Source organism: Catenulispora pinistramenti, assembly GCF_018274385.1.
Taxonomy (GTDB): domain Bacteria; phylum Actinomycetota; class Actinomycetes; order Streptomycetales; family Catenulisporaceae; genus Catenulispora; species Catenulispora pinistramenti.
In genome coordinates this window covers 43,474-55,222 of the sequence record NZ_JAAFYZ010000049.1, presented here as the reverse complement: position 1 = coordinate 55,222, position 11,749 = coordinate 43,474, and the positions used below count along the sequence as shown (strand labels likewise).

The 11,749-nt window shown below is 70.6% G+C and carries 10 protein-coding genes; 5 read left to right on the top strand and 5 right to left on the bottom strand.

Translation table 11 applies throughout. The annotated features are described in order from the left end of the window. The 3 genes from KGQ19_RS16610 to purM form a co-directional block, all read left to right on the top strand. A partial coding sequence (locus KGQ19_RS16610) for a maleylpyruvate isomerase family mycothiol-dependent enzyme (protein ID WP_230418742.1) occupies positions 1-804 on the top strand: 804 nt, incomplete at its 5' end. 87 nt (positions 805-891) lie between these two features. Continuing rightward, positions 892-2,409, top strand: a complete 1,518-nt coding sequence (gene purF / locus KGQ19_RS16605) for an amidophosphoribosyltransferase (protein WP_212010068.1) — start codon at positions 892-894, stop codon at positions 2,407-2,409. Positions 2,410-2,495: 86 nt separating this feature from the next. Further along, positions 2,496-3,584, top strand: a complete 1,089-nt coding sequence (gene purM / locus KGQ19_RS16600) for a phosphoribosylformylglycinamidine cyclo-ligase (RefSeq protein ID WP_212010067.1) — start codon at positions 2,496-2,498, stop codon at positions 3,582-3,584. A gap of 199 nt (positions 3,585-3,783) precedes the next feature. Here purM and KGQ19_RS16595 read toward each other — a convergent pair whose 3' ends face one another. After that, entirely contained in the window at positions 3,784-4,056 is a 273-nt protein-coding gene (locus tag KGQ19_RS16595; RefSeq protein WP_212010066.1) for a DUF3073 domain-containing protein, read from the bottom strand. A gap of 242 nt (positions 4,057-4,298) precedes the next feature. After that, entirely contained in the window at positions 4,299-5,387 is a 1,089-nt protein-coding gene (locus KGQ19_RS16590) for a Glu/Leu/Phe/Val family dehydrogenase (RefSeq protein ID WP_212010065.1), read from the bottom strand. 247 nt (positions 5,388-5,634) lie between these two features. Between KGQ19_RS16590 and KGQ19_RS16585 the strand changes: the two genes are divergently transcribed. Beyond that, a complete protein-coding gene (locus KGQ19_RS16585) occupies positions 5,635-6,564 on the top strand; it encodes a DUF8083 family protein (RefSeq protein WP_212010064.1) in 930 nt (309 codons plus the stop codon). A gap of 403 nt (positions 6,565-6,967) precedes the next feature. Next, a complete protein-coding gene (bldC, locus tag KGQ19_RS16580) occupies positions 6,968-7,171 on the top strand; it encodes a developmental transcriptional regulator BldC (RefSeq protein WP_012784549.1) in 204 nt (67 codons plus the stop codon). Between the two features lie 369 nt (positions 7,172-7,540). Here bldC and KGQ19_RS16575 read toward each other — a convergent pair whose 3' ends face one another. From KGQ19_RS16575 to KGQ19_RS16565, 3 genes are all read right to left on the bottom strand, one after another. Next, positions 7,541-9,073 (bottom strand): cellulose binding domain-containing protein, encoded by a 1,533-nt coding sequence (locus tag KGQ19_RS16575; protein WP_212010063.1) that lies wholly within the window; start codon positions 9,071-9,073, stop codon positions 7,541-7,543. A gap of 149 nt (positions 9,074-9,222) precedes the next feature. Next, entirely contained in the window at positions 9,223-10,242 is a 1,020-nt protein-coding gene (locus KGQ19_RS16570; RefSeq protein ID WP_212010062.1) for a cytochrome d ubiquinol oxidase subunit II, read from the bottom strand. Then, positions 10,239-11,711 carry a cytochrome ubiquinol oxidase subunit I gene (locus KGQ19_RS16565; protein ID WP_212010061.1) on the bottom strand — a complete coding sequence of 491 codons (1,473 nt, stop codon included), beginning with the start codon at positions 11,709-11,711 and terminating at the stop codon, positions 10,239-10,241. Before KGQ19_RS16565 ends, KGQ19_RS16570 begins: the two co-directional genes overlap by 4 nt. Positions 11,712-11,749: the final 38 nt, after the last annotated feature.

Sequence of the window (11,749 nt, the reverse complement as noted above, 5' to 3'; positions counted from 1 at the left end):
CCCCGGCCGTCTGGGCGCTCCGCTATATTCCGCGACATGCCGAAGACCCGCCGTCCCGCCCCCGCCAAGGTCCGCCAAGCGGTCGCGAACCAGTGGCAGGCCCATGTCGGATATGCCGCGCGCCTGACGCCGGAGCAGCTGGCCGAGCCGTCGAAGCTGACCGGCTGGGACGTGAAGACGCTGGTCGGCCACGTGGCCTTCACCGTGCACACGGTCCTGGCCCGGGCGGCCGAGCCGGTGTCCGGGGAGCAGGCCGAGGTCTACGACTGGCTGACCGCGACGCCGACCGCCAGTGCCGCGGTCGACGCCGGCACCCGGGAGCTGGTGGCCGACGGCGTGGTGCTGGCCGACGAGGTCGCCGAGGCCGAGAAGCTCATGGCGCGCTACGGCGACGAGGACCTGATCGCCATGCGGTTCGGCCCGATGCGGTTCGACGACTTCCTGGTCTCGCGGATCGTCGAGGCCACGGTGCACGCCGACGACCTGGAGCGGTCCACCGGGATCGAGTTCCCGCACGACCGGGAGGCGCTGGCGATCACGGTCCGCCAGTTGGCCGACGCGATGGCCGCCAAGGTCCCGGGCAATTCCGTGGAGCTGCGGGTGCCGCCGTTCGCCGCGGTGCAGTGTGTGGCGGGTCCGCGCCACACCCGCGGCACCCCGCCGAACGTGGTCGAGATGGCGCCGCGGACCTGGATCCGGCTCGCCGCCGGCCGGATGACCTGGGCTGAAGCGATGGACGAGGCCCTGTTGGCGGCCAGTGGGCAGCGGGCGGACCTGAAGGAGTTCCTGCCCCTGATGGGATGAGCCATAGCCCCGCCGATGGGCATATTTGCAGATAGGAAGGTATATCGGTCGGGAGGATCATCACAGTCCGTGGCTTAGACTCGATGTGTGATCCACCCTTCCGGCTTCCGCCCCGGCGATGGCAGACTCACCCACGAACTCGACCCCCAGGACACCGGCCCGCAGGACGCCTGCGGAGTCTTCGGCGTCTGGGCCCCCGGCGAAGAGGTCGCCAAGCTCGCGTACTTCGGCCTGTACGCGCTCCAGCACCGCGGCCAGGAATCCGCCGGGATCGCCGTCTCGAACGGCAACCAGATCCTGGTCTACAAGGACATGGGCCTGGTCTCCCAGGTCTTCGACGAGGCCACCTTGCAGTCCCTGCAGGGCTACCTGGCCATCGGCCACAACCGCTACTCCACCACCGGTTCCTCGGTGTGGGAGAACGCACAGCCGACCTTCCGAGCCACCGCGCACGGCGCCGTGGCCCTGGGCCACAACGGCAACCTGACCAACACCGGCGAGCTGGCCCGGCTGGCCGCCGAGCGGCGGGCCGTGACCGGGGTCACCGACAAGCACGCCATGACCTCGGACACCGGCCTGATGACCGAGCTGCTGTCGTCCTACCCGGACCGGTCCCTGGAGGACGCGGCCGTCGAGGTGCTGCCGCAGCTGCGCGGCGCCTTCTCCCTGGTCTTCATGGACGAGACCACGCTCTACGCGGCGCGCGACCCGCAGGGCGTGCGGCCGCTGATGCTGGGCCGGCTGGACCGCGGCTGGATCGTGGCCTCCGAGCAGGCCGCGCTGGACACCGTCGGCGCCGGCTTCATCCGGGAGATCGAGCCCGGCGAGCTGGTCGCCGTGGACGAGAACGGCCTGCGCTCGCGGCACTTCGCCGAGCCGCGGCCCAAGGGCTGCGTCTTCGAGTACGTGTACCTGGCCCGCCCGGACGCCACCCTGGCCGGCCGGAACGTGCACGCCGCGCGCGTGGAGATGGGCCGCACCCTGGCCCGCGAGGCGCCGGTCGAGGCCGACCTGGTGATCGCCACGCCGGAGTCCGGGACGCCGGCCGCCATCGGCTACGCCGAGGAGTCGGGCATCCCGTACGGCTCGGGCTTCGTGAAGAACGCCTACGTCGGCCGCACCTTCATCCAGCCCAGCCAGACCCTGCGCCAGCTGGGCGTGCGGCTGAAGCTGAACCCGCTGCGCGAGGTGATCGAGGGCAAGCGGCTGGTCGTCGTGGACGACTCGATCGTGCGCGGCAACACCCAGCGGGCGGTGCTGAAGATGCTGCGCGAGGCCGGGGCCGTCGAGGTGCACCTGCGGATCTCCTCCCCGCCGGTGAAGTGGCCGTGTTTCTACGGCATCGACTTCGCCACCCGCGCCGAGCTGATCGCCAACGGTCTGAGCACCGAGGAGATCGCCAAGTCGATAGGCGCCGACTCGCTGGCGTACATCACCCTGGACGGCATGACCGCGGCCACGCACCAGAGCGCCGAGCGGCTGTGCCGCGCGTGCTTCGACGGTGTCTACCCGATCGAGCTGCCCGAGGAGGAGCTGCTGGGCAAGCACCTCCTGGAGATCGCGGTCGATCCGCTGGCCCACACCGACGCCCTGTCGCGCCCGTGACCGAGCGCGGCCGACGCCGACGCTGACCGCCGCTGACCGCTGCCGCCGCTGAGCGCCGCTCAAGGCGAACCACCGAAGGAACCCCCATGTCAGGAGCCACTTACGCCGCCGCCGGCGTCGACATCGAGGCCGGCGACCGCGCGGTCGAGCTGATGAAGGAGTGGGTCGCCAAGACCCGGCGGCCGGAGGTGCTGGGCGGTATCGGCGGCTTCGCGGGTCTGTTCGACGCCTCCGCGCTGAAGGCGTACGACCGGCCGCTGCTGGCCACCTCCACCGACGGCGTCGGCACCAAGGTGGCGATCGCGCAGCGCCTGGACCGGCACGACACCATCGGCCGGGACCTGGTCGGCATGGTCGTGGACGACCTGGTGGTGTGCGGGGCCGAGCCGCTGTTCATGACCGACTACATCGCCACCGGCAAGGTGGTGCCCGAGGTCGTCGCCGGGATCGTCAAGGGCATCGCCGAGGGCTGTGTGCTGGCCGGCTGCGCGCTGGTCGGCGGCGAGACCGCGGAGCACCCGGGCCTGCTCAAGCCGGGTGAGTACGACGTGGCCGGGGCCGGGACCGGCGTGGTCGAGGCGGACAGGGTGCTCGGCCCGGAGCGGGTCCGCGAAGGCGACGTGCTGGTCGCGATGGCCTCCTCCGGCGCGCACTCCAACGGGTACTCGCTGCTGCGGCACGTGTTCTTCGATGTCGCCGGCTGGCAGCTGGACCGCGAGGTGCCGGAGTTCGGCCGCACGCTCGGCGAGGAACTGCTGGAGCCGACCCGGATCTACTCGCTGGACTGCCTGGCCCTGATCGCGCACGTCCAGGTGCACGCGTTCTCGCACATCACCGGCGGCGGCGTGGCGGCGAACATCGCGCGGATCATCCCGGCCGGGCTGGAAGCGCGGCTGGACCGCGCGACCTGGACGCCGCCGGCGGTGTTCACCACGGTCGGCGCGCTCGGCGGGGTCGCGACGCTGGAGCTGGAGAAGACGCTCAACATGGGCGTCGGGATGGTCGCGGTGCTGCCGGCGGCCGCGGTCGACCCGGCGCTGGCGCTGCTGGCCGAGCGCGGGTTGCCGAGCTGGGTGTGCGGCGAGGTCGTCGCGGCGGCGGACGGCACGGCGACCGTCGGCGGCGCGAAGGGCGGCGACGGCGCGGCGTCCCTGCACGGCGACTACGCGGAGTAGTAAGTAGTACCCGTCACTTTTCGGGAAAGCCGATTTTCGGGAAAGCTGAAAGGGCGCCTCGGCGGTGACCCCGCTGGGGCGCATCATCTGTCCCACCGACCACACGCGCCTCACGCGTGGGCGTCTTCTCAAGGCGTGACGAAGGCCCGTCCCAGGGGGACGGGCCTACTCAACCGGTGCTCGGCGGCCCGGTCCAGCCTCAACTGCGGTGGTGACTGCGGTGGGAACCGCCGTCGTCCGCGCTGTCGTAGTCGTCATCGCCGTCATCGTCGGCGTACTTCGCGTACAACTCGTCGTCGTCCGCGTCGTCGTCGTCGTCCTGCTGCGACGGTGCCTCGGCGGTGTGCCCGTTGGACGTGTGCCCGTCCCGCTGCAGCTCCCGCTGGAGCTGCGTCAGGTCGGTCCCCACGTCGCGATACTTCAGGTCTCGGGCGACCCGCGTCTGCTTGGCCTTGGCCCGGCCGCGCCCCATTGGCTCGACCCCCTCAACGATCGGGGCTGGTCTGCCCCTGCTCCGGTCATACGGTCAGTCGTGAGAACTCACGGTACCTGTTTCCCCAACCGATCGGTACGAGCCATACGGCTGATCGGCACGAACAGGCATAGCCGACCGCGTTACTCGGGTGTCACAGGCACGACCCCACGATAGCGCTTATACCCGCATCGATGCCACGCGCCACCGGGGGTATCTGACGAGGCGTCCTGTCGGGAGGCTTACGGAAGGTATACGCCTCGCAAGCGACCCACGTCCCGCATGCGCCGCTCCGCGAGCCTGTCAGCGGCCACCGAGGGGGGCACACCCTCCTCCGACGCCAGGGAGTAGATCCGCATCGTGGTGTCGAAAATCCCCGACGCCCGGCGCTTGGCCCGCTCGAAATCGAAGCCGTTGATCTCGTCTGCGACCTGGATCACACCGCCGGAGTTCACCAGGTAGTCCGGTGCGTAGAGGATCCCGCGGGCCTCCAGCTGCTTCTCCACGCCGGGGTGCGCGAGCTGGTTGTTCGCCGCACCGCAGACGATCTTCGCGGTGAGCGCGGCGACCGTGGCGTCGTCCAGGGCGCCGCCGAGCGCGCACGGGGCGTAGACGTCTATGTCGGCCCCGATCAGCTCCTCGGCGCTCGCGGCGACCTCCACCTGCGCGAAGTTGTCGCGCAGCCACTGGATGGCGCCCTCGTACGGGTCGGTGGCGACGATCGACGCGCCGTCCTCGATCAGGTGCCCGACCAGGTAGCGGCCGACCTTGCCGACGCCGGAGATGCCGACCCGCTTGCCGGCCAGCGACGGGGCGCCCCACAGGTACTCGGCGGAGGCCCGCATGCCCTGGAAGACGCCGTAGGCGGTGAGCACGGAGGAGTCGCCGGCGCCGCCGGACTCGACCGAGCGGCCGGTGACGAACTTCGACTCCCGGGAGACGATGTCCATGTCCTGCACGTAGGTGCCGACGTCGCAGGCGGTGTAGTAGCGCCCGTTGAGGGACTGCACGAAGCGGCCGTAGGCGCGCAGCAGCGCCTCGGACTTGATCTCGTTCGGGTCGCCGATGATGACGGCCTTGCCGCCGCCGAGGTCCAGACCGGCGAGGGCGTTCTTGTAGGACATGCCGCGCGACAGACGCAGGACGTCCTTCAGCGCGTCCTGCTCGCTCGCGTAGGGGAAGAAGCGGGTACCGCCGAGGCCGGGGCCGAGCAGGGTGTTGTGGACCGCGATGATGGCCTTCAGGCCGGTCTCTTCGTCGCGGCAGTACACGACCTGCTCGTGGTCGTTGGCGAATACCTCGCTGACGTCGTTGTCAGTCTTGTCGGACACTGCGTCGCTCCTGGTGATGACTGGTGGTCGGGGAGGCTTGCTGTGGTACTCGGCCTCCGGCCTCCGCAGGGCCGCGTGGGGATCGCCCGGTTTCGATCCTGGGATCGGAGGCAGCATGGAGGAAGCCTATTCGGGCCGGGGCGCGCAGGGGCGCGTGGGGCTGAGATGGCGCGGGACGCGTCGGGATCGGCTGACCGACCGGCACATGCGTGACGCGCGGCGGCGCCATAGGTGAGAGCATCACTACGTGCGCGCATCCCCCGGCGGCGCGATTCCGGCGCCCTACATGGCCTACTTGCGGGTCTATGAGCCGCTGGCCGCCTTCCCGGCCGGAGAGCGCGCGCAGTGGGAGGACTGGCTGCGGCGGAACCCCGAGCCGAAGACCGTCGCCGAGGAGCAGAGTGCCGCCCTGCGCGGGCTGATCGCGGTCCCGCCGATCGCCGTCCCGGAGAACGAGGCGCGGGTCGCCTATGTCCTGGACGCCGGTGCTGACCCGCTGCTGTGCCCGTGGCAGTCACGGCTGCGGTCCTGGCTGGCGCTGACCGAACTCCGCGCGGTCCACGGCGACGGCGGCGTGCGGTTGTTCTGGCCGCAGGCGGTGCTCGACCGGGCCGACAGTGAGTACGAACGGTGGTGGGCCGACGACCCGGAGGCGCTGCCGCACATCCTGACGGCGTCCTGGCAGGTCCCGATCCGCTGGCTGGTCCTGTTCGGTCTGGAGGACGCGGTACGGGGCGGCGAGGACGGCGGCGGGGGTGCCGGTGACGGCGACGACGGACGCGAGGGCGCCGAGAAGGTCGCGGTCCCGACGCTCCACTTCCGCACCGCGATGAGCCAGGCGCGCAAGCGATGTGCCAGGGCGTTGAGAGTCCTGAAGCGCTCGCTCGGGGCGGGTCCGCTCGTGGAGGCTGTGGAGACGCTGGGGATGTGGCTGGAGGAGTTCCATCCGTTGTCCGTCGTAGAGCTCGATTACGGCGGCCTGATGGGGTTACTGGTAGCGCAGGGCGCGCTGGGCGCCGAGGAACGGGTGGACGGAGTGATCCTGGATTGTTCGGTCCGGTACGTAGCAGATGGTCTCGGCGCTCTGGCTCAGGGTGACGACACCGGCGTGACCGCTGCGTATCTGCGTTATCGCGCTAAGTGGGACGCCGTAAGGGTTCTAGCGCGCGCGAACTAGCGCTCAGCACCTGCGACGATCAGAGGCCTTCCGCAGCGGGTGCAGTCCGTGTCAAGATCGCCCTCGGGCCGGTCGCGACCGGCACCCCGGGGTCGAATCCGGGCATGGCGGGTGAAGCAACCAGCTGATGCCGTCCTCGATCGACACAGCGTTACAGGGGTGAAGCTGTCCGTATATCGGCCCCTACGTCCGCGGTCGGCCGGTGCGGGTTTTGTGTATCGATTTCATAGATATCGCCCACGGCCCCGGTCGGATGGTGTACTTGTACTGTGAACGACAAGCCGTTCGTCCTATAACCGACACGGCCGCACGGTCTTCCCGGGACCGGGCAAGCGAGGCTATCGGGGAGGGTCCACGAGAAATCGGGCGCGCTGGGTGCCCGTTTCCGTCAGGAGGAGTCCATATGACCGCACGTACGCCGGACGCTGAGCCTCTGCTCACGCCCGCCGAGGTCGCCACGATGTTCCGCGTCGATCCCAAGACGGTCACGCGCTGGGCAAAGGCCGGCAAGCTGACCTCGATCCGCACCCTGGGGGGTCACCGCCGCTACCGCGAGCAGGAGGTGCGCGCGCTGCTGAACGGTATTCCGCCGCAGCGTGAGGGCTGACCCGCCCAGGGAATCTCGTCGCAGTACCCAACGGGGGACGTACCGGCGGCGCTCCAGGGGGCGGGCCCCTTGGAGCGCACCGCTACCGCTTCCCCGACCTTGCCACCACCACGGGTCATGACCCACAGCGGCGCCCCCGCCCCGAACTCCCGTTGGCGCCCACGTGGGGAAAAAACGTAACGCCCGCCACCTGAGGGTGTCCCAGGAGGCGGGCGTTGTCGTGTGCGCGACAGCATTTTGGTGTGCGACACAACACTGTGAACCCACCAGTTGAACGTCTGCTTAGACGAACGCTTCACAAGCGAACAGGTGCCGATCCCGTCCGCAGACGGAACCGGCACCTGTGATCCGAGGCACCCGGGGTGGGGGTCAGCCGGAGAAGGCCTCGAAGGTGTGCGAGAAGTCGTACGCGCCCTGCTGGATCGAGGAGCAGGTGGGCGAGGCCCACGACGACGGCTGCGCACACGCCTGGTCCCGCGTCAGCGACCACATGGCCAGCCGGCCGATGTGGTGCTGCGCGGCGAACTGTTCGACCGCCTTGGCGTCGGCGACCTGGAACACCTCGTCGTTGGTGTCGTTGACACCGATCATCGGGGTGATGCCGACCATCGCCCACAGCTGGGCGTCGGTGGCGCTCGGGTAGACGGTCTTGAGCTGGTCGTGCAGGGACTGCCCGGCCTGGTCGGCGTACTGGCCCATCTTGCCGGCCGGGGACGGGGCGGCCCAGTCGCCGTAGTCCATCGCCATGACGTTGACGACCGAGACCTTCAGGCCGTTCTTGGCCGCCGCGCTGACCACGTTCAGGCCGTCAGCGGTCAGGCCGGAGGGCAGGACGGGCAGGGTCAGCGAGACGCTCAGGGTCTTGCCGGCCGCGGCGTAGTCCGACTGCAACTGCGCCAGCGCCTGCGCCCGGCGGGTGATCGAGGCCTGATCGGTGCCGGCCGCGCCCTCGATGTCGAAGTCGACGTGGGTCAGGTTGTAGGTGTCGATCACCGACTTGTAGGCCGCCTTCAGGCTCGGCACGTCGGTGCAGGCCTGGGCCAGCTCGGTGCCGTTGGCGCCGCCGAAGGAGGCGATCACGTCGCCGCCCTTGGCCCGCAGGTCGGCGATGCCGGCCTTGAGGTTGGTCTCGAAGGTCGGGTCGGCGGTGCCGTTCCAGGCCGGGGCGCAGCCGCTGCCGGAGGCCAGGACGAACGCCCCGGTGACGTACTTCGTGCCGGCCGCCGCCGCGATCGCGCCGAGGTCCTGGCGCTGGGCGGTGTCGACGTAGGGCGCGAAGGAGTAGGAGCCGCCGGCCGCCGGCGGGGCCGGCACCGAGGATGGGGCCGAGGTCGGCACGCTGCTCGGCGCCGACGAGGGAGCGGAGCTGGGCTTGCCCGACGGCTCGCCGATCGGGGCGGCGCTGGAGCTCGGCGCCGAACTCGGGGCGCTCGAACCACTGCCCGGCGCGGAGGTCGGGCCGCCGCCGGGCGCCCCGCCGGTGCAGGCCGCACCGTTGATCAGGCAGTTCAGCGGGGTGGCGGACCCGGCGGTGGCGTCCACCACGAACCCGAACATGGCGCTGGTCCCGGTCGCGATGTCGGCACCCCACGTGGGGCTGGTCACCGTGATGTGCTGCCCGGCGGCGGTCATCGTGCCGTCCCACAGGGAGCTGATTCGCTCCCCGGCCGGCAGGTCGAAGGAGACCGTCCAGTTGTGCACCGGTTGCCCGGTGCCGTTGGCGATCGTGTACTGCCCCTGGAAACCGGTGCCCCAGTCCGAGGTCTTGGCAAAGGCGGCGGTGACGGTTCCGCTGCTGCTTCCGGTGGCGCCGGCCGAGAAGGCGGCGACGGCCCCGGCGCCCACGACGGCGGCGGTGGCGAGCGATATCCCGATGACGCGGGCGCGCTTGGACAGTCCCATGATCGTGCGGTGTCTCCTTGCGTTCGGCGGACGTTCGGTGGCAGACCGAGCCAACCGCACGGACGAACGGGGGCGGAAGGTGGTTAAAACGATCCGGTGCGGATCTTGACCGCCTCTTGGCACTCGCACGGGTGTTCTTGGTGTCTCCTTTACTTAATTTGCGCCCCCTGTACCACTGGGGTGCTTTCGGGCCCTGAGAAGACCTTCAACAGCAGGTAAAAGGCTGGAAGGATGACCACCAGGCCGAAGCCCATGGCGATCAGCAGGGCGTGCAGGTTGGCCGGGCCCGCGGCTGAGTCGCGCGCCGTCGCGGTGCCCACCGCCAAGTCCGGGTACTGAGCCACCGCCCAGCCGAGCAGCACGCCGATCACCGCGGTCGCCGCGGTGGCGCGGGCCAGGACGTAGTGCCGCTTCCAGATCACCGCGATCGAGCCGAAGCCGCAGATAACTGCCACCGCCACGAACGGGATCGAGCGGTCGGTGAAGCGGTGCGCGACGGTCGGCGCGTCCTGATACAGCAGCGGCAGCAGGGCCAGGCTGACCACGCCGGCCAGGCCGGCCGCGCCGAGCGCCTTGCGGCGGAAGGCGGGGACCAGGTCTTCGGTGTCGGGCTCGGAACCGGCGTCGTGGCAGAGGTAGACGGCGGCCAGGAACGCGGTCACGATGACCGCGAACGCGCCGGCCACCAGTGTGAAGGCGGAGTCGAACGGGGTCAGCGGGCCGGACGTCGCGGTGATCTTGCCGGTGGCCAGCGCGGCGCCGCTGACGCCGAGCATGAACGGGGTGATCGAGGAGGCCACCGCGAAGACCCGGCTCCACAGGCTCTCCGGTCCGGCGGCGCCCTCGCCGTAGGCGCGGTAGACGTACGCCGCCCCGCGCAGCACGATCCCGGCCAGTGCCAGGGCCAACGGCAGTTCCAAGCCGCGGGCGATGAGGCCGAACGCGGTCGGGAAGCCGCTGAAGGTCGCGACGATCACGAAGATCAGCCAGACGTGGTTGGCCTCCCAGACCGGGCCGAGCGCGTGCGCGATGAGATTGCGCTGGCGGTCGGCGTGGCGGCCGCGGGCCAGCAGGTCCCAGACCCCGGCGCCGAAGTCCGCGCCGGCCAGCAGGGCGTAGGCGGCCAGGGCGCAGACGATCACGCCCAGCAGCAGGTTGACCGCGGTCATCGGGCCGCTCCTTCCAGTTCGGGGCTTCGCGCGGGCTGCCCGGTGTCGGTGTCGGAGCCAGGGGCGGTGTCGGCTCCGGGGTCGGTGTCAGGGTCCTGTGAGTCGGACTCAGGGCCCTGTGGATCGGGGCTCTCGGTCCCGCTGCCGAGCTCCGGCGGGGCACCGGTGGCCAGTCGGCGCAGGATGAGCAGCAGCGCCGTGGCCAGTCCCAGATAGACGACGATGGTCGCGATCAGCGACCAGCCGATGCCGCCGCTGGTGGTGGCCGCCTGGCGGACCGTCATCCGGCCGTAGACGATCCACGGCTGCCGCCCGGCCTCGGTGACCTCCCACCCGGCCAGCATCGCGGCCATCGCGGCCGGACCGGTGAGCGCGCCGGCCAGGAGCCAGGGCCGGGTCAGCGGAATCAGAGGACGGATTCCCTTGCGGCGCCGCCAGAGCGCCACGACCGTGAGCAGCGCCGCCAGAGCGAGGATCGCCATCCCGCCGGCCACCATCGTGTCGAAGGCCAGGTGCACCACGGGCGTCGCAGGCTGCTGCTTCGCCGGCAGGATGTCCAGGCCGCGGATGGTCTTGTCGGTGCGGAAACCGGTGAGCAGCGACAGGCCGTCGGGGATCTCGATGCCGAACCGGGTCTTGCCGGTGCTCGGGTCGTAGATCCCGCCGAGCGTCAGCGGCGCGTGGCTCTGGGTGTGGGTCAGCGCCTCCATCGCGGCGAGCTTGGCCGGCTGGTACTTCTCCACCACGCGCGCGGCCAGGTCGCCGACCACCAGCTGGAGCGGGGCCATGGCCAGCACCGCGACCAGCCCGACCCGGAAGCCGCGGCGGTGGTAGGCGTCGCGCCGGCCGCGCAGCATCCCGACCGCGTAGACCGCGGCGACCACCCCGCCGGTGCACATGATCGCGGCGAGCAGCATGTGCAGCGACTCCGGCAGCGCGCCGGGGCCGGTGAGCGGGGCCAGCGGCTCGGCCGAGACCACCTTGCCGCCGACCTCCTTGACGCCGGTCGGGACGTTCATCCAGGAGTTGGCGGTCACGATGAACAAGGTGGACAGCGTGCCGGAGATCGCGATCGGCCACAGCGTGAGCCAGTGCGCGCGCGGCGACAGGCGCTTCCAGCCGTACAGATAGAGGCCGACGAAGATCGCCTCGGCGAAGAAGGCGAACGCCTCCAGCGTGAAGGGCAGCCCGAGCACGCCGCCGTACCGGGCCATGAACGCCGGCCACAGCAGCCCGAACTCGAAGGACAGGACCGTCCCGGACACCGCGCCGATGGCGAACAGCACCGCCATCACCCGGGACCACTTGCGGGTCAGGGCGAGCCAGGTGGCGTCCCCGGTCTTCAGCCAGCGGCCCTCGGTGAACAGCAGCAACCAGGGCAGGCCGACCCCGAAGACCGCGAAGACGATGTGGAACGCCAGCGAGAACCCGGTCTCGACTCTGGCGTCGGTGAGCGTGCTGCCGAGCATGGGCGACTCCCAAAGTTCTACGATCCGTAGAAGTTCTA